Origin of the sequence: Caballeronia sp. J97 (assembly GCF_905220305.1) — a bacterium.
In the GTDB taxonomy this organism is placed as follows: Bacteria; Pseudomonadota; Gammaproteobacteria; order Burkholderiales; family Burkholderiaceae; genus Caballeronia.
This window is the reverse complement of sequence record NZ_CAJMZL010000002.1, coordinates 153632-171488: the sequence shown is the minus strand read 5'-3', so window position 1 is coordinate 171488 and position 17857 is coordinate 153632. Positions and strand designations below refer to the sequence as shown.

General features: G+C 66.1%; 18 protein-coding genes and 1 pseudogene. 10 read left to right on the top strand and 9 right to left on the bottom strand.

Annotated elements, in window-relative coordinates:
* Window positions 1-26 precede the first annotated feature (26 nt).
* Window positions 27-878 carry a 3-hydroxybutyryl-CoA dehydrogenase gene (locus U4Y90_RS05190; RefSeq protein WP_321792906.1) on the top strand — a complete coding sequence of 284 codons (852 nt, stop codon included), beginning with the start codon at window positions 27-29 and terminating at the stop codon, window positions 876-878.
* On the opposite strand, the gene U4Y90_RS05185 is transcribed toward U4Y90_RS05190, so the two are convergent.
* Complete coding sequence (locus tag U4Y90_RS05185; RefSeq protein ID WP_321792904.1) at window positions 866-1834, bottom strand: glutathione S-transferase family protein; 969 nt, start codon at window positions 1832-1834, stop codon at window positions 866-868. The genes U4Y90_RS05190 and U4Y90_RS05185 overlap by 13 nt on opposite strands.
* Window positions 1835-1889: 55 nt before the next feature.
* Window positions 1890-2861 carry an alpha/beta hydrolase gene (locus U4Y90_RS05180; RefSeq protein WP_321792902.1) on the bottom strand — a complete coding sequence of 324 codons (972 nt, stop codon included), beginning with the start codon at window positions 2859-2861 and terminating at the stop codon, window positions 1890-1892.
* 107 nt (window positions 2862-2968) lie between these two features.
* On the opposite strand from U4Y90_RS05180, the gene U4Y90_RS05175 reads away from it, so the two are divergent.
* The 7 genes from U4Y90_RS05175 to U4Y90_RS05145 all read left to right on the top strand — a co-directional run bounded on the left by U4Y90_RS05175 (window position 2969) and on the right by U4Y90_RS05145 (window position 8623).
* Window positions 2969-3883: a LysR family transcriptional regulator gene (locus tag U4Y90_RS05175; RefSeq protein ID WP_321792900.1), complete on the top strand. Its 915-nt coding sequence runs from the start codon at window positions 2969-2971 to the stop codon at window positions 3881-3883.
* A 108-nt stretch (window positions 3884-3991) separates the two neighbouring features.
* Window positions 3992-4324 carry a YXWGXW repeat-containing protein gene (locus tag U4Y90_RS05170; protein ID WP_321792898.1) on the top strand — a complete coding sequence of 111 codons (333 nt, stop codon included), beginning with the start codon at window positions 3992-3994 and terminating at the stop codon, window positions 4322-4324.
* Window positions 4325-4515: 191 nt separating this feature from the next.
* Window positions 4516-5073: an RNA polymerase sigma factor gene (locus tag U4Y90_RS05165; protein WP_415749294.1), complete on the top strand. Its 558-nt coding sequence runs from the start codon at window positions 4516-4518 to the stop codon at window positions 5071-5073.
* A complete protein-coding gene (locus U4Y90_RS05160; protein WP_321792897.1) occupies window positions 5070-5510 on the top strand; it encodes a hypothetical protein in 441 nt (146 codons plus the stop codon). Before U4Y90_RS05165 ends, U4Y90_RS05160 begins: the two co-directional genes overlap by 4 nt.
* Complete coding sequence (locus U4Y90_RS05155) at window positions 5507-5980, top strand: periplasmic heavy metal sensor (RefSeq protein ID WP_321792896.1); 474 nt, start codon at window positions 5507-5509, stop codon at window positions 5978-5980. Before U4Y90_RS05160 ends, U4Y90_RS05155 begins: the two co-directional genes overlap by 4 nt.
* 59 nt (window positions 5981-6039) lie before the next feature.
* Entirely contained in the window at window positions 6040-7470 is a 1431-nt protein-coding gene (locus tag U4Y90_RS05150) for a DUF1800 domain-containing protein (RefSeq protein ID WP_321792895.1), read from the top strand.
* 4 nt (window positions 7471-7474) lie between these two features.
* A complete protein-coding gene (locus U4Y90_RS05145; RefSeq protein WP_321792893.1) occupies window positions 7475-8623 on the top strand; it encodes a DUF1501 domain-containing protein in 1149 nt (382 codons plus the stop codon).
* A gap of 3 nt (window positions 8624-8626) precedes the next feature.
* Here the strand turns inward: U4Y90_RS05145 and U4Y90_RS05140 are convergent, their stop codons facing one another.
* Both U4Y90_RS05140 and U4Y90_RS05135 read right to left on the bottom strand, forming a co-directional pair.
* The gene (locus U4Y90_RS05140) at window positions 8627-8983 is read right to left on the bottom strand and encodes an ankyrin repeat domain-containing protein (RefSeq protein ID WP_321792892.1); all 357 of its coding nucleotides are present in this window, start codon (window positions 8981-8983) and stop codon (window positions 8627-8629) included.
* 79 nt (window positions 8984-9062) lie between these two features.
* A pseudogene (locus U4Y90_RS05135) lies at window positions 9063-9761 on the bottom strand (PQQ-binding-like beta-propeller repeat protein); the annotation flags it as partial.
* A 342-nt stretch (window positions 9762-10103) separates the two neighbouring features.
* Between U4Y90_RS05135 and ydiK the strand changes: the two are divergent.
* Both ydiK and U4Y90_RS05125 read left to right on the top strand, forming a co-directional pair.
* Window positions 10104-11276 carry an AI-2E family transporter YdiK gene (ydiK, locus tag U4Y90_RS05130; protein WP_321792890.1) on the top strand — a complete coding sequence of 391 codons (1173 nt, stop codon included), beginning with the start codon at window positions 10104-10106 and terminating at the stop codon, window positions 11274-11276.
* A gap of 191 nt (window positions 11277-11467) precedes the next feature.
* Window positions 11468-12010: a DUF6572 domain-containing protein gene (locus U4Y90_RS05125; protein ID WP_321792888.1), complete on the top strand. Its 543-nt coding sequence runs from the start codon at window positions 11468-11470 to the stop codon at window positions 12008-12010.
* 92 nt (window positions 12011-12102) lie between these two features.
* Here the strand turns inward: U4Y90_RS05125 and U4Y90_RS05120 are convergent, their stop codons facing one another.
* The 5 genes from U4Y90_RS05120 to U4Y90_RS05100 form a co-directional block, all read right to left on the bottom strand.
* Window positions 12103-12810 (bottom strand): hypothetical protein, encoded by a 708-nt coding sequence (locus tag U4Y90_RS05120; protein ID WP_321792886.1) that lies wholly within the window; start codon window positions 12808-12810, stop codon window positions 12103-12105.
* A 115-nt stretch (window positions 12811-12925) separates the two neighbouring features.
* Window positions 12926-14038 (bottom strand): enoyl-CoA hydratase/isomerase family protein, encoded by a 1113-nt coding sequence (locus U4Y90_RS05115; RefSeq protein ID WP_321792884.1) that lies wholly within the window; start codon window positions 14036-14038, stop codon window positions 12926-12928.
* The gene (locus tag U4Y90_RS05110) at window positions 14035-14805 is read right to left on the bottom strand and encodes an enoyl-CoA hydratase (protein ID WP_321792882.1); all 771 of its coding nucleotides are present in this window, start codon (window positions 14803-14805) and stop codon (window positions 14035-14037) included. The genes U4Y90_RS05115 and U4Y90_RS05110 overlap by 4 nt, the downstream gene beginning before the upstream one ends.
* Window positions 14806-14822: 17 nt before the next feature.
* Window positions 14823-16529 (bottom strand): AMP-binding protein, encoded by a 1707-nt coding sequence (locus U4Y90_RS05105; protein WP_321792880.1) that lies wholly within the window; start codon window positions 16527-16529, stop codon window positions 14823-14825.
* A gap of 29 nt (window positions 16530-16558) precedes the next feature.
* Window positions 16559-17692, bottom strand: coding sequence for an acyl-CoA dehydrogenase family protein (locus U4Y90_RS05100; RefSeq protein ID WP_321793434.1), 1134 nt, complete (start codon window positions 17690-17692; stop codon window positions 16559-16561).
* Between the last annotated feature and the right edge of the window lie 165 nt (window positions 17693-17857).

Here is a 17857-nt window from a genome sequence, read left to right as displayed (position 1 = left end):
GGCGCAGATTGAGGAGGAGCAAAAGCATGAAGATTCAGACCGTCGGCATCGTCGGTGCGGGAACCATGGGCAACGGCATCGCGCAGGTCGCGGCCGTCGCGGGCTTCAAGGTCGTGCTGATCGACGTCACCGACGCCGCGCTCGCGAAGGGCATCGCCACCCTCACGGGCAGCCTCGAGCGGCTCGTGTCAAAGGACAAGCTGGAAGCATCGGCGCGCGATGCGGCATTGAAACGCATCGAAACGTCGACCGATTACGCGCGTCTCACCGAAGCCGACATCGTGATCGAAGCCGCGACCGAGAACGCCGAGCTCAAGAACCGCATCCTGAAACAGATCGAGGGCGCGGCGCGCGCCGATGCGATCATCGCGTCGAACACGTCGTCGATCTCCATCACCGCGCTCGCCGCGACGCTCGCCACGCCCGAGCGCTTCATCGGCATGCATTTCTTCAATCCGGTGCCGCTGCTGCAACTCGTCGAAGTGATTCGCGGCGTGCAGACGAGCGACGAGACCGCCTCCGCCGTGCGCGAGCTCACCGAGAAGCTCGACAAATCGCCGATCGGCGTGCGCAACTCGCCGGGCTTCGTCGTCAACCGCATTCTCGTGCCGATGATCAACGAAGCGTTCTTCGTGCTCTATGAAGGCGTCGCGAGCCCGGAGGAAATCGACGCGGGCATGAAGCTCGGCGCCAATCATCCGATCGGACCGCTCGCGCTCGCGGACCTGATCGGTCTCGACGTGTGCCTCTCGGTAATGGACGTGTTCCTCAAGGACTTCGGCGATTCGAAGTACCGCGCCTGCCCGCTCCTGCGCGAACTCGTCTCGGCGGGACGGCTCGGCCGCAAGACGAAGCGCGGCGTGTATCAATACGACTGAGCCGCATCGAAATCGAGCAGCGGTCCGGCGGGCACGATGCCCGTCGGATTGATCGTCCGATGGCTCTCGTAGTAATGCCGCTTGATGTGCCCGAAGTTCACCGTCGCGGCGACGCCCGGCATCCGGTAGATCTCGCGCGTGAACTTCGAGAGATTCGGATAATCCACGATGCGCCGCAGGTTGCATTTGAAGTGGCCGACATACACCGCGTCAAATCGCACGAGCGTGGTGAAGAGGCGGATGTCGGCTTCGGTGAATCCATCGCCCGTGAGATAGCGGCGCGTGTCGAGGCGCGCTTCGAGGAAGTCGAGCGTGTCGAAGAGCGGCGTCACCGCTTCCTCGTACGCGGCTTGCGTCGTCGCGAAGCCCGCCTTGTAGACGCCGTTGTTGACCGCGTCGTAGATGCGCGCGTTGAGCGCGTCGATCTCGTCGCGCAGCGCGCGCGGATAGTAATCGCCCGCTTTCGCGCCGATGCCGTCGAACGCGGAGTTCAGCATCCGGATGATTTCCGACGATTCGTTGTTGACGATCGTCCCGCGCTGCTTGTCCCAGAGAATCGGCACGGTCACGCGGCCGGAATAATGCGGATCGGCGGCGGTGTAGACCTGATGCAGATAGCGCGCGCCGTTGACCTTGTCGGGCACGACGCCCGGAGCGTCATCGAAGGTCCAGCCGTTTTCGAGCATCAGCCAGTTCACGACCGATACGTCGATCATCCCTTCCAGCCCCTTCAGCGCGCGCATGATGAGCGTGCGATGCGCCCACGGGCACGCGAGGCTCACATAGAGGTGATAGCGCCCTGCCTCGGCCTTGAAGCCGCCCGCTCCGCTCGGTCCCGGCGCGCCGTCCGGCGTCACCCAGTTGCGAAACGCAGCGTCCTTTCGCACGAAGCGTCCGCCCGTGGATGAAGTGTCGTACCACTTGTCCTGCCATTTTCCGTCGACGAGAAGTCCCATTTCGATTCTCCTTGAATGCCGCCGCGCAAGGCCCGCGCCACGGCATCGCTTCATGTCAGTTCGATGAAGGCGCGTCGATGAAGCGCACGAGTTGCGCCATCGTCGCATCCGGCGCTTCTTCCATCAGCCAGTGACCCGCGCCCGGGACGACCACGCCCTGCACGTTCGTCGCGACGAGTTTCGCCTGATCGATCAGGAACGTGCCCGACGCGCGCTCCCCGGCGAGGACGAGCATCGGCATCGGCAGCGGCGTTTTTGCGAAGACGGCGAAATCGTCCGCGTCCTGCGTGAACGTGTGGAAATATTCGAAGCCCGCGCGCATGCGGCCATCGCGTGCGTATTGCGCCGAATAGTAGCGGCGATCGGCTTCGCTCACCGAATGCGCGGCATCGGCGGCGAAGTCGTTCCAGAAGTGCTCGAAGAAGATACGCTCGCGACCGCGCACGAGCTTCTCCGGCGTGTCGCCGTAGAAGTTGAAATGCCACTTGTCGCGCAACAGCCAGACCTTCTGCCAGTCGCCGACGCCGGGCAGAAACGCATCCATCAGCACGACGCTTTCGACTTCGTCGGGATATTGGGCCGCATACGCATACGCGACCATCAATCCGATGTCATGCCCGACGAGCTTCACCTTGCGATAGCCGAGCGCGCGCACCATTGCGTGTATGTCTTGCGCGAGCGTTTTCTTGTCGTAGCCTGAAACGGGCATCGCCGAGCCGCCCGCGCCCGGCAGGTCGGGCGCGATCACGACGCGCTCGCCCGCGAGACGCGTCATCAGCGGTTGCCACATGCGGCTCGTTTCCGTGTAGCCGTGCAGCAGGACGACGGGCGTCGCGTCGCCATGTCCGGCTTGCAGATAGTGCAGCGCGACGCCGTTCGCATCGATCGTGCGGGACTGGATCGCGCTCGCGGCGGCGGCCGGTTGCGGCGCGCGCGGCGCGTTCGCGGCATGCGCGGCCGGTTGCAGCGCGGCGGCGGCAAGAAGCACGCCGGCGACGCGGCGAAGGGTATGCAGGACGGGTTTCATCGTTCAGCTCCATCGAAGGTTTGGTTTGTCCGATGACCCTCATGTTGGACCGCCGCAGCGCTTTTGCCGTACGATCCGGACGATGAACTCGTTCGATGGAGTCGAACATGTTGTCAGAGGAAGAACTCGCGCTGCTCGACGCAATCCGCGAAACGGGCAGCCTGTCGCGCGCGGCGGCGCGCCTCAACAAGGCGCCGTCCACCGTGTCGCATGCCGCGCGGCAACTGGAAACGCGCTTCGACGCGCTGCTCTTCGACCGGCGGCGCTATCGATTGCAACTGACGCCCGCCGGGCATCTTCTCGCCGACGAAGCGTCGCGCCTGATGCTCGACGTCTCGCGGCTCGCGCAGCGCGTGAAGCAGATCGCGAGCGGCTGGGAAGACCGGCTATGGGTCGTCTGCGACGAAATCCTCGAATTCGAGACGTTGCTGCCGGTCGTGCAGGCGTTCGATGCGCTCGATTCCGGGGTCGCGCTGCGCATCACGCACGAAGTGCTGAGCGGCACGTGGGAAGCGTTGCGCGACGGCCGCGCGGATCTGATCGTCGGCGCCACCAACGAGCCGCCCGCGATTCCCGGCCTGCGCTGGTTCGAGCTCGGCGTGATGCAATGGGTATTCGCCGTGTCGCCGCGCCATCCGCTCGCGAACGTGAGCGGGCCGCTGAAGCGCGAGCAGATCGCAGCGCATCGGGCGGTCGTCGTCGCGGATTCCTCGCGCTCGGCGGGGCGTGCCTACGGCGTGCTCGGCGGCCAGGCCGCGTTCGCCGTGCCGACGATGCGCGCGAAAATCCTCGCGCAGCGCCAGGGGCTCGGCACGGGCTGGGTGCCGCGGCATCGCGTGCAGGCGCTGCTCGCGCGCGGCGAGCTCGTCGAGAAAGACACCGCCGATCCGCGCGAACCGAATGTGCTGTATGTCGCGTGGCGCGGCGATCACGAAGGCCGCGCGCTGCAATGGTGGACAGAACAGCTGCGGCAGCCGCGCCTCGCCAAACGGCTCGTCGACGGCATCGATGCGTTCGCCTGAAGACATCGGCGTAAAACCTCGTTACAAAATCCGCATCCGCGCAGCGACGGAAATGCGCCCGTCACCCCGTTCAAGTTCTCGTCGCAACCTGAATCGACGGGACACATCATGAGAAAAACACATTCGCCGCTGCGCGCGGCGCTTTCGGCCGCCGTGCTCGCGCCGGTCCTCGCGGTTTCGTTCGCCGCGTTGCACAGCGGCCCTGCAAACGCACAGGCGATCATCGTCGCGCCGTCCGCGCCGCCGCCGCCGCGCGTCGAGCCGCCGCCGCCGCCGCGCGCGGGCTATGCGTGGGATCCGGGTCACTGGCGCTACGGCCACGGCGGCTATGTCTGGGCGCCGGGCCACTGGCGTCCGGTGCATGCAGGGTACCGCTGGATTCCGGGCCACTGGGTGCAGCACGGGCCGAACTGGCGCTGGGTCGAAGGCCACTGGGCGTAAGCGCGCGCCGCGCCACGGTCGAACCGAAGTGGCCCATCATGCCGAGGGCGTCGCTCGCCGGATGCGTCGTGCATCCGGCGCATCCGGTCCACCATCGCGGGCCGGTCGCCGTTTACCGAGGATGCGGACCAGAGCGAGAATGCGCCCGTCGCCCGGGCAGTCCGGCATGCGCCACGAAACCCGACATCACATTGAACGAAGAAGAAGATCCGGATACCGCGCTCGTTGCCCGCGTCGGCAATCGGGAACCGGGGGCCGTCCGCGAGATCGTCGCGCGCAAGCTCCCGCGCATCGTCGCGCTCGCGTCGCGTATGCTCGGCGATCGCGACGAGGCCGACGACGTGGCTCAGGAAGCCTTTCTGCGCATCTGGAAGATCGCGCCCAAATGGCGGCGCGGCGAGGCGCGCTTCGATACGTGGCTGCATCGTGTGACGCTCAATCTGTGCTATGACCGCCTGCGCCGCCATCGTGAGACGACGATGTCCGACGAACTGCCCGAGCAGCCCGATCTCGCCCCGCTTCCCGACGAGCGACTCGCGGCGGCTCACGCCAGCGAGCGGATTCAGAAGGCGCTCGCGACGCTGCCCGCGCGCCAGCGCGAAGCGCTCGTGCTGCAGTACTACCAGGAATTGCCGAACGCGGAAGCGGCGGCGTTGATGGGCATCAGTGTAGAAGCGCTCGAAAGCCTGCTCGCCCGCGCGCGCCGCAATCTCAGAGCCGCGCTCGACGCCCCGAAGGATGATCGATGACACCCGAACGATTCCGCCAGATCACCGAGGCCTACGGCGCGTCGCCGGCGCGCTGGCCCGCGCACGAACGCGACGCGGCGCTCGCGCTCGTCGACGCGCAAGACGCCGGGGCGCTCGCCGCGCTCGCCGAAGCCCGCGCGCTCGACGGCCTGCTCGACGCCCACGCCGTCGCCGCGCCGGGCCCGGCGCTCGTGCGGCGCATCGTCGATTCGGCGCCGACGCATCCCGCCCGCGCCTTCTGGCGACGCCCGCGCATCTGGTTTTCGGGCGTGGGCTTCGTCGGCGCGGGCGCGGCGGGCGTCGCGGCGGGCGTGCTGCTGGTTTCGCTGCTTGCACCCGCGCCCGCGCCGGGCGACAACGCGCACGGCGGCTGGTTCGAGCAATCCTATTCGGGCACGGCTTTCGGCGGCGCCCCTTCCGACTGGAGCGATCAATGAGTCCACGCACGCTGAAGACGCTCGCGGCGGTGTCGCTCGTGCTGAATGTGTTTCTGATCGGATCGATCGCCGGCGGCGCTTATCGCCTGTTCGCGCATCAGCGCGCGGACGCCGCGCAGCAACGCGGCATTCGCTTCGCCGCCGCCGATCTCTCCGCCGAGCGCCAGCGCCAGCTGCGCGACGCATTGCGGCAGACGCGGCGCCAAAGCCTGCCGCTGATCCGCGACGCGCGCGACGGGCGCATCGATCTCGCGCATATCCTCGCGGCGCGAGACTTCGACCGCAAGGCGCTCGACGATGCGCTCGCCCGCACGCGCGAAGCCGATGTCGCCTTGCGGGCGCGCATCGAAGGCACGGTCGCGGACTTTGCGTCGACGCTCACGTCCGACGAGCGGCTCAAGCTCGTCGGCGCGATGGAGCGCTACGGTCCGCTGCGCGCCGTGCCGCCCGACGAGCGCCCACAGCGATGAGAGCGACGGATTTCCCGGCCGCGCACGTTTAACCCGCATCGAGCATTCCGGAGCATGTCATGGCCATCGCGCCGCAACTTTCGCCTGCCGCCATCGCGGTGAATCGCTTCGGGCTCGGCGCACGTCCCGGCGAGCCGTTGCCCGCCGATCCGCGCGGCTGGCTCATCGAGCAAGCCGACCCGCGCGGGAGTGCGTATCGGCCGGTGCCGCCCGCGCTCGGCGGCCAGCCTTCGAGCGCCGCGCTGGCCGCACGCTTCGCCGAGCGCCAGCGCGCACTGCGCGACGCGAGCGATGCCGACAAGCCCGCCGTGCGCAAGCAATACGGCGAGCAGATTCGCGACGCGTACCGCGATGCCGTCGATGCGCGCGTGACGAGCGCGCTCACGACGAGCACGCCTTTCATCGAACGCCTCGTGCATTTCTGGGCGAACCATTTCGCCGTGTCGATCGAAAAGCCGCCCGTCGCGATGCTCGCGGGCTCGTTCGAGAACGAGGCGATCCGCCCGCATGTGCTCGGGCGCTTCGAGGACATGCTGATCGCGGCCGAGCGGCATCCGGCGATGCAGATCTTTCTGGATCAGGCGCGCTCGGTCGGCCCCGACAGTCCCGCGGCCGCGCGCGCCGCGATGAAAAATCCCGACAACAAGCGCGGCCTCAACGAGAACCTCGCGCGCGAGATCATGGAACTGCATACGCTCGGCGTGCGCAGCGGCTACACGCAGGCCGACGTGACCGAGTTCGCGCGCGCCCTCACCGGCTGGAGTCTCGGCGCGATGACGGCGAACGCGGCAAGCAATCCGAATGATCCGACGCCGCCCGGCGCGTTCGTCTTTCGTCCGCGTCTGCACGAACCGGGCACGCGCACCGTGATGGGCAAGCAGTACGCGCAGGCGGACGAAGCCCAGCCGCTCGCCGTGCTGCACGATCTGGCGGCGTCGCGCGCGACCGCGCGTCATGTGGCGGACAAGCTCGCGCGCCACTTCGTCGCGGATGCGCCGCCGCCCGCGCTCGTCGACCGGCTCGCGAACGTTTTCGCCGATACGGGCGGCGATCTGCCTTCGATGTATCGCGCGCTCGTCGAAGCACCCGAAGCGTGGCAAAGCGCGCCCGCCAAGTTCAAGACGCCGTGGGACTGGACGGTGTCGTCGCTGCGCGGGCTCGGCCGCACCGACCTGCAAGGCATGCGCGCCGCGCCGCTCATGACGCAACTCGGCCAGCAAGTGTGGCGACCCGGCTCGCCCGCCGGTTACGACGACGTCGCCGCGAGCTGGGCCGCGCCCGATGCGCTCGTGCGCCGCGTCGAGCTCGCCCAGCGCTTCGCGTCCCGCTTCGGTCAATCCGCCGGCGACACGCTCGACGCCCGCGCGCTCGGCCCGCAACTGCTCGCAGGCTCGTTGTCCGAAGCGACCGCGAGCGCCGTCGCCCGCGCGGAAAGCGCACCGACCGCGCTCGCGCTGCTGCTCGTGTCGCCCGATTTCCTGAGGAGATGAATCCATGCTGACGCGTCGCCGATTCCTATGGTGCGCGGGCGCGAGCGCCGGCGCGATGCTCGTCGCGCCGCAACTCGTGTTCGCCTCCGCCGAAACCGACCGCCGCTTCGTCTTCGTGATTCAGCGCGGGGCGGCGGACGGGCTGAACATCGTCGTGCCTTACGGCGATCCCGCTTACGCGGCGCTGCGCGGCCCGCTCGCGATCGATGCATCGGCGGCGACCCGGCTCGACGGCACATTCGCGCTGCATCCGTCGATGCAACAAGTCGCGCAAATGTATGCCGGCAAGGAGGCGCTCTTCGTGCACGCAGTGGCGTCGCCGTATCGCGAGCGTTCGCACTTCGACGGCCAGAACGTGCTCGAAACCGGCGGCAACGCGCCGTATCGGCTAAAGGACGGCTGGATGAACCGGCTTCTGTCGATGCTGCCGTCACCGCGCGCCGATGCTGTCGCGTTCGCGCCGACCGTGCCGCTCGCGCTGCGCGGCTCGGCCGAGGTGACGTCGTACGCGCCGTCGTCATTGCCGCAGGCGCCCGACGATCTGATCACGCGCGTGTCGCAGCTCTATGCGGGCGATGCGCAGCTTCATCCGCTCTGGGACGCCGCGATGCAGGCGCGCGGCCTCGCCGCCGACGCGCGCGCGCGTCAGGACCCGGCGAGCCTCGGCAAGCTCGCGGCGGGGTTTCTCGCGAGGCCCGACGGACCGCGCATCGCGATGATCGAAACCGGCGGCTGGGACACCCACAGCGCGCAGAATCCGCGCCTCGCCACGCAACTGAAGGCGCTCGACACGATGCTCGCCGCGCTGCGCGACGGACTGGGCGCTCACTGGTCGAACACCACGGTGCTCGTCGCCACCGAGTTCGGCCGGACCGCCGCGGCGAACGGCACGGGCGGCACGGATCACGGGACCGCCTCGGCGGCGATGATCGTCGGCGGCGCGGTGGCGGGCGGGCGCGTGCTCGCGGACTGGCCGGGGCTCGCGAAGGCGTCGCTGTATCAGGCGCGCGATCTGAAGCCGACGATCGGGCTCGATGCCGTCATCGCGAGCGCGGCGGGCGAGACCTTCGGCATCGATCCGCAGCGCGTCGGCGCGACGCTCTTCCCGGATGGCGGCGCGCAACGCTTCGGATCGCGAATACTGAGAGCGTGAGACTCAGCCTTTCGACAGCAACGCCACGACGCGCATCGAATGCGTCTGCTCGGCGATATCCTTCGCCGTCATGCCGCGATCGTCGCGCAGATCGCGCTTCGCGCCGCGTGCAAGCAGCATCGACGCGGTCGCTTCCTGATCGTAGCCCGCCGCCCACATCAGCGCCGTCAGGTGATTGCGATAGGCCGCGTTCACGTCGACGCCCGCGTCGAGCAGGCGCGTGACCGCCGCCTGATCGCCTTCGCGCGTGGCCAAAAGCAGGCGCTCGTTGAGCGTGTAGGCATCCTGCTGCGCATCAGCGATCGCGCTCGCGCACGTCAGCGACACGGTGAAAGCCAGCAAGCGAAGGGTTTTTGTCATCGTTATCGGCGCCTTCGTGCGTTATTGCAGGTTCGCGATGTAGTTCGCCAGATTCTCGATGTCCGCGTCCGTCAGATTCGGAGTTCGCGTCGAACGCCTTCACGAAGCCGCGTATGCCGTACTCGCCGCCGTTCGTGCCGATCAGCACCTTGTCTTCGACGACGACGGGCGCCATCGTCTCCGAATAGCCTTCCTCCGGATCGGCGATCTGCGTCGACCACAACACGTTGCCGGTCTTCGCGTCGAGCGCGACGAGCTTCGAATCCAGCGTGCCCATGAAAAGCCGGTTGCCCGAAATCGCCACGCCGCGATTGTTCGGACCGCAGCAGAAGGTCGTGACCGGACCCATCTTGTCCTTGTAATGCCAGAATTCCTTGCCGGTCACGGCGTCGATCGCGTAGACATGGATGTAGGACGTGGTGAGGAACATCACGCCGTTCGAGACGATCGGCGCGGTCTCCATCGACTCCATCACCGCAGTCTGGAAGATGAAAGCGGGCTTGAGCTTCGCAACGTTCGACGTGTTGATCTGCGTCGCGCTCGCGTAGCGCGTTTCGGCGTACGATCCGTTCGAGTGCTGCCAGGACGCGCTGTCGCCCGCGGCGCCGTCGAGTTGTTGTTGCGAGACGGGTCGCAACGAACTCGGAACCGGCGCGGCCTGCGTCGTGTTGGCGTTCTGGATTTCCTCGGCGGCTTCGATTCCCGGCGATGTCACGATCCCGAAAGCACCGAAGGCAACAATGAGCGGAACGAGCGAGGTACGGGAAAAACCGGCCATGTCAGTCGCCCAAATCGTTCTTGTATGGTCCTCGTTATGCGCGGCGGAACATTGCGTGCTCTCTTCTGCGCCCGCAAAAAAGAATGGGCGATTTAAATACGCATTGCCAGAATTCGTGAAGTTACTTCGCCCGATCCGCGATGCATCCGGCGAGCCGCGTTTCAGCCAGAGGCATGCGACGGAATTTAGTAGTATGGATTGGCGTGCCGTTATGATTACGCCCCGTCGCGACGGAAGCGGCTTGCAGGATCGCGGGCTTTCGCTTATCGCTCGTTCATTGCTCGTTGCGCGCCATGCCCGGACCCGGGCACCGCTTCGGCCATCACCTTTATCGGACGCATCATGCCAATCCCATCCAACGGGCAACCGAATCCGAATCCCCGCCAGCCGGTGGATATCGCCCGCATTCTGCTCGTCATCACGATCCTGGCCGCGCTCACGGTAGGCAGTCTCTACGTGTTGCGCCCGTTCCTGCCGGGCCTCATCTGGGCCACGACGATCGTCGTCGCGACCTGGCCGCTGATGCTCGGCGTGCAGCGCCGCTGCGGCAACCGCCGATGGATCGCGACGACCGTGATGCTGCTGATGCTCCTCGTCGTCATCGTGCTGCCGCTCTACGAAGCGATCTCGACGCTCGCATTGCATGGCGGCGAGATCATGGCCGCGATCAAGAGCCTGCCGAGCTACGCGCTGCCGCCGCCGCCGGGATGGGTGCACGACGTGCCGGTCGCGGGCGCGCGTGTCGCGCGGGAATGGCAGTCGCTTTCCGACGCCGGCCCCGGCGGCCTGCTCGCGAAACTCGAGCCCTATGTAACGATCGCCGCGCGCTGGATGCTTTCGCACGCGGCGGTCGTCGGCGTATTCGTCATGCACATGGTGATCACCATCATCATCTCGGGCATTCTGTACATGAACGGCGAGGCGGCGGGCCGCTTCGTCGTGCGTTTCGGCACGCGCATCGCTGCGCAGCGCGGCGCCGAAGCCGTCAAGCTCGCCGGCCTCGCGATCCGCGCGGTGGCGCTCGGCATCGTCGTGACGGCGGTGACGCAATCGGCGCTCGGCGGCATCGGGCTCGCGCTCGCGGGCGTGCCCGCCGCGGGCATCATCACCGCGGTCATGCTGATGCTGTGCCTCGCGCAGATCGGCCCGCTGCTGCCGCTGCTCGGCGGCGTCGCATGGCTTTTCTGGCACGGCTCGCAGGTCGCCGCATCGCTGCTGCTGGTCTGGTCGATCATGATCGCGATGCTCGACAATTTCCTTCGGCCGATCCTCATCAAACGCGGCGTGAATCTCTCGATGCTGCTGATTCTCTCCGGCGTGCTCGGCGGCATGTTCGCGTTCGGAATAGTCGGATTGTTCATTGGTCCGGTGATCCTCGCGGTGACGTCGACGGTTTTGAACGCGTGGATCAACGAGCAGCCGCCGCTTCCGCAAGTCGAAGCGATGAGCAACGAAGAACTCGCGAAAGCCACCTCCACACGGGATCTCGCGGATGCATCGAGAAGGCAGACCTGATCGATAAATATATTCAAGTTTTGTTGTATTTTTTAGCGCCAATCAGATTGCGCTTAAAGAGCGAATTAAGATTCTTACGAAAATGAGATTTTATCCCAGTTAATACGGTGTTTCACGATAATCCGGCGAGACATATCCGCTACAATGCAATCCTTTGTTATTTGCCCGTTTGAGGGCGTAGGGGATTGACCATGTCTTTGCGTGACGTGGACGCCATCGATTACATCGGAGTGAATATTCTCTTCAGACGCGTTTATGTCGGGCTCTTCGATGATCTCGACTGGCGCGATGAACGAGAGCATCAGAATTTGCTCACGAAAAAAATCGACCGCTACATCGGCTATGTTCGTTCAGGCAAATTGCTTTTGAATTATCCAAAGGTTCGGGGCTATGAGATCGTGATCGAATATGTATCGATGCATCCCATGACGCCGTCCGGGGTCGAGTTCTGGAAATCCCGCGAGCGCCTGCTGGCCGATGCCGGATACAAGGTGCACTTCCGCGGCGTCGACGTGCGCCACTCGCTCGGCATTTGCGTCGATACACCGGAGCACGTCGAAGCGGAGCCGGTCGAACCGCCCGCGCTCGAAGTGTTCGACGCGGACCCGGACATGGAACAACTCGTCGACGTCGCCGATATCTCGTTCCTCCCGCCGTCGTCGCCCCGGTCGCGCCCGCGGCAATCGCTGCCCGTGCTCAAGCGTCTCGCGATGCGCCAGGCAGCCGGCTATTGAACCCAATAATCCGCATTAAAAAAATGCGGCGCGGCTCGATCGTGAGCCGCGCCGCTTTGTTTTTGCGTGCGTGATCGCCGCTTCACATCACATCACTGCGCGCTGCCGAGCGCCGCTGCCGCGATCGATGGCACCGAAATTCCATTGGTCTTCGCGTATTGCACGGCTTGCGTGAGCGTCTGCACGAGGGACTGCATCTGTCCCGGCGCCGATTGCGCGATATAGCTCGCCGCCTGCGCGGTCGCCGGGTTTGAACCGGCCTGCATCAGCGACGACATGTTCATCGAATTCGTCACCGAGCCGAGATTCGATTGCAGGCCGGCGTACTGCTTCACGCCCTGCCCGAGCGATGCGAGACCCTCGCTGAAGGTTTTCTTACTCGCGGCCGTCGCCGGCGCGGCAGAGCCGTTCGAGAACGCATGCATCAACGATTGCGACACGCTCTGCTGCGTGCCGCCGAGTTGCGACAGCACGCTCGTGCTCGGCACGCCGCTGCCGCCCGATGCGCCCGACAGCAAACCCGCCGCCGATCGCGCCTGGCTCGCGACACTCGACATGCCCATTGCCGAGGCGAGGCTCGATTGCCCCGAGAGCACCTGCTGGTTTGCGCCGACATAGCTCTGCACGACCGACGAAAGCGCCGAAGGTTGTGCGTTGTTCGAGCCGCTCGCAACGTCTGCCTTGCCGCTGCCGAAGCCGAACTGCTGAAGATTGAGTTGTGCGTACGATGCAGCCGGCGCGACCAACGCGAATGCGATGCCGGCCGACAGAAGCGCGATCCGTGTCTTACGGTTCGGCATGGTCGGTTCCTCCTCTTGAATTGTCCGATGATCGATAAGGCCCCATTCGACCAGCGGACAATTCGACGGTTCGCCGCAGAAACATTTTCTTGCGAATTCCGTCAGGAGAGCATGCTCACAAGTCCGCGAGCGGATGCATCTCCCTGCGCCACGGAGAACACAGGAAGTGCTGCACGCGCTCGGCTCGAACCTGCGCGAGCGTCGTCGGCGCGAAACGCGGCCGCTCGTCCTTGTCGATGATGAGCGCACGCACGCCCTCGATGAAATCGCCGTCGTCGATCGCGCGATACACGACGCCCAGCTCCATGCGGAAACAGTCCGCCAGCGACATCTGGCGGCCGCGCGCCAGCGCGTGCCAGGTCACTTCGAGCATCGTCGGCGAGTGGCTTTCGAGCAAAGCGAGCGTCGTGCGCGCCCAGTCCGATTCGTCCGTCGCGAGCGATGCGGCGATGCGCTCCACGCCGCCCGTCGCGCATACGGCGAAGTGGCGCCTGATCTGCGCGCGGATATCGTCGAGCGGCGCGTGACGTTCGAGGTTCGCGCTCGGCACGAATACACGCTTCAGTTGGGTCATCGCATCCTGCGTATCGTCCCAGCGGATCTTTTCGAGACGTTCGACGAAACCGCGCAGCCACGCCGACGGCACGCATTCGTCCGCGAGGCGGGCGCTTTTCGCATCCGCGCCCGAAAGACGCGCCCCGGTCAGCCCGATGTAGAGCGCGAGTTCGCGCGGCAGCACGCGCAAAAAGTGGGTCGCGCCGACATCGGGCAGGAGTCCGATGCGCGTCTCCGGCATCGCCATGCGTGTGCGCTCGGTCGCGATGCGCAGCGCGGCGCCTTGCGCGAGCCCCATGCCGCCGCCCATCACGATGCCGTCCATCAGCGCGATCACCGGCTTCGCAAAGCGATGCACCGTGAAATCGAGCCGATATTCGTCGATAAAAAAATTCAGCCACGGCGTCTCGTGACGCGGATCGTTGCGCGCCGCGTGATAGAGCTCGCGCACATCGCCGCCCGCGCAGAACGCCTTGTCGCCCGCGCCGCGCAAGACGACCGCGGCGATGGAAACGTCTTCCGCGCACCGCGCGAGGATATCGGCGAGCAGCGCGATCATGCCGTGCGACAGCGCGTTCAATGCTTGCGGCCGGTCGAGCGTGACGATCGCCACGCGGTTCACGACCTCGAAGGCGACTTCCGGCGCTTCACGGCAATGTCCTTGCGTGCTCATGACGCGCTCCATCGCGGCTTGCGCTTTTCGAGAAACGCGGCGACGCCTTCGCGCTGATTCGCGCCATCGAAGAGATCGACGAAACGCTCGCGCTCCAGCGCCAGCGCCGCGCGGCGCGGCATGCCCTCGCGCGCGGCGTGGATCAGCGGCTTCGAATGGGCGACCGCATCCGGGCTCATCGATGCGACGCGCGCCGCGATCTTCAGCGCGGCGTCATACGCGCCGCCGCTCGCGACCACTTCCTCGACCAGACCGATGCGCAACGCGGTCTGCGCATCCACGCGCTCGCCCGTCAGGATGATGCGCTTCGCCCAGCCCTCGCCGACGAGCCACGGCAGCGTCTGCGTGCCGCATCCGCACGGCAGCAGTCCGACCGACGCCTCCGGCAGCGCCATCTGCGCGTGTTCCTCGGCGATGCGGATATCGCAGGCGAGCGCGCATTCGAGTCCGCCGCCCATCGCATAGCCGTTGATCGCCGCGATGGTCACGGCGCGCGCGTTCTGCAGCGCCTCGAACGCCGCGCCGAAGCGCTGCGCCGCGACGCGCGCGTGAGCCTTGTCGCCATCGGCGAACTGGTTGAGATCCGCGCCCGCGCTGAAGAACTTCGGCCCCGTGCCCGTCACGACGATCGCGCGCACTTGCGCATCGCGGTTCAGGGCGTCGACGGTTTCCTGCAACGCCGCGAGACCCTCGGCGGTGAACGCGTTGGCTGGCGGACGGGCGAGACGAATCGTGACGGTCGCGCCGTCGCGGGTGATTTCGATCATCGTGGGGATTCCTTGATTTAGTCGGGCTTGCCGGCCTGGCGCAGCTCCGGGAAATCCTCTTCCCAGAACTCGAACTCGCCGCGTGCGCCGTCCTGCGTGCGCGCGATTTCCTGTCTGCGCAGATCGACGCGGCGAATCTTGCCGGAGATCGTCTTCGGCAATTCCGCGAATTCGAGACGCCGGATGCGCTTGTACGGCGCGAGCCGTTCGCGCGAAAACGCGAACACGCTCTTTGCGAGTTCCGGTCCGACCGAATAGCCGTGGCGCAGCATGACGAACGCCTTCGGCACCGACAGCCGCAGCGGGTCGGGACTCGGCACGACGGCCGCTTCCGCGATCGCCTCGTGCTCGATCAACACGCTCTCCAGCTCGAACGGGCTCAATCGATAGTCCGACGACTTGAATACGTCGTCCGCGCGGCCGACGTAGACAAAATAGCCGTCCGCGCCGCGCGCCGCGACGTCGGACGTGCGATAGAAGCCGCCGCGCATCGCGTTCTCGGTGGCCTTGGGATTATCGGCGTAACCGGTCATCAGGCCGAGCGGCGGCGGATCGAGCGCGAGCGCGATCTCGCCCTCTTGCGCGGGATTGCCGTCCGGATCGAGCAAGGCCACGCGATAACCCGGCAGCGGACGGCCCATCGAACCCGGCACGAGCCGCTGGCCCGGCGTGTTGGCGATCTGCGCGGTGGTTTCGGTCTGGCCGTAGCCGTCGCGAATCGGCAAGCCCCACGCATGCTGCACGCGTTCGATGATTTCCGGATTCAGCGGCTCGCCCGCGCCGACGATCTCGCGCAGCTTCACCTCGTACGACGCGAGCGGCTCCTGCACGAGCATGCGCCATACGGTGGGCGGCGCGCACAGCGTCGTGACTTCGTGCTTCACGAGCACATCGAGCGCGCGGGCCGCATCGAAGCGGCTGAAGTTGTAGATGAACACGCACGCCTGCGCATTCCACGGCGCGAAGAAGCAACTCCACGCATGTTTTGCCCAGCCGGGCGAACTGATGTTCCAGTGGACGTCGCCGGGCTGCAGGCCGATCCAGTACATCGTCGAGAGATGCCCGACCGGATAGCTCTGATGCGTATGCGCGACGAGCTTCGGTTTCGACGTCGTGCCCGAAGTGAAGTACAGCAGATACGGATCGCTCGCATTCGTTTCGGCATCCTTAGCAAATTCGTGCGATGCCTCGTACGCGGCGTCATACGCGAGCCAGCCGTCCTTCGCGCCGCCCACGGCGATGCGCAAGCCCGGCACGTCGATGCCGTCGAACTTTTGCGTCTCGGCTGCATCGACGATCACGTGCTGCACGCCGCCGAGCGCCACGCGGTCGCGCAGGTCGGCGGGCGCGAGCTGCGTCGTCGCGGGCAGGACGATCGCACCGAGCTTCATCGCGGCGAGCATCGTTTCCCATAGCTCGACGCGGTTCGGCAGCATCAGCAAAATGCGCTCGCCGCGCTTCACGTTCAACGCGCGCAGATGATTCGCGACGCGTGCCGAACGCTCGCTCATCTGCGCGAACGACAGACGCGTCTCGTCGCCGCTTTCGTTCACGATATGCAGCGCCGGCGCGTCATTGCCGCGCGCCATCGGATCGAAATAATCGAGCGCCCAGTTGAAGCGGTCGAGCGACGGCCATGTGAAATCGCGATACGCGGTGTCGTAATCGGTCCGATGGGCGAACAGGAGGTCTCGTGCTTCGAGGAAGGCTCTGGCTTCGTTCATTGCGTCTCCGGTCGTTTTTTTAACACCTGTCAAACGTTGCGCGCGATCACCATCCGCTGCACTTCGCTCGTGCCTTCATAGATCTGCGTGATGCGCGCATCGCGATAATGCCGCTCCACCGGATAATCCTGCAGATAGCCGTAGCCGCCGTGAATCTGGATCGCGTTCGAACACACGCGCTCCGCCATCTCCGATGCATACAGCTTCGCCTGCGACGCCTCGGACAGACACGGCACGCCTTCCGTGCGCATGCGCGCCGCGTGATGGATCAAGAGGCGCGCGGCGTTGATCTGCGTCTGCATGTCGGCGAGCATGTTCGCGACCGATTGATGTTCCTGGATCGGCTTGCCGAACTGCACGCGCTCCTTCGCATAGGCGCGCGCCGCGTCGAAGGCCGCGCGCGCGATGCCGAGCGCCTGCGCCGCGATGCCTATGCGTCCGCCCTCCAGATTCGACAACGCGATCTTCAACCCCTCGCCGCGCTTGCCGAGCAGATTGCCGGCGGGAATCGCGCAATCGTCGAAGGTGATCGGACACGTATCCGACGCGCGGATGCCGAGCTTGTGCTCCGGCGCGCCCACATTGAAGCCGGGCGTGCTCGCCGGCACGATGAACGCGGAGATGCCGCGCTTGCCCTGATCGGGATCGGTCACGGCGAAGACGATCGCGACGCCCGCGCGCTTGCCGTTGGTCACGAACTGCTTGCTGCCCGATAGCACCCACTGGCCGTCCTTCTCGATGGCGCGCACGCGCAGGTTGTTCGCTTCGGAGCCCGCCTGCGGTTCCGTCAAACAAAAAGCGCCGATGATCTCGCCGCTCGCGAGCTTCGGCAGCCATTCGGATTTCTGTGCGTCGGTGCCGTAGGCGAGGATCGGACCGCAGCCGACGGAGTTGTGCACGCTCATCATCGTCGCGCACGACGCGCAGCCGGCCGCGATCTCTTCCATGGCGAGCGCGTAGGCGGTGTAGTCGCTGAAGGTGCCGCCGAGGTCCGCCGGCACGATCATGCCGAGCAGGCCGAGTTCCCCCAGTTGCCGCACGACCGCGTCGGGGATGGCGCCGTCCTTGTCCCACTGGCCCGCGTTCGGCGCAAGGACTTCGGTGGCGAACTGGCGAGCCGCGTCGCGGATCATGCGTTGCTCTTCGGTGAGGAATGCGTCGATCATGTTCTGAATTCGGTGAATGGGGCTGGAGCGGCGCGCCGTATCGATCGGATACACTTTCTGGCCGCCGCTCGCCCGGTCGATGAGGGGCGGATGGGCCGTCTGAGCACGAGTCTAGGCAATCGCCGGACGTTAGCCGATGCCCAAAACGATCACGCTAACTGA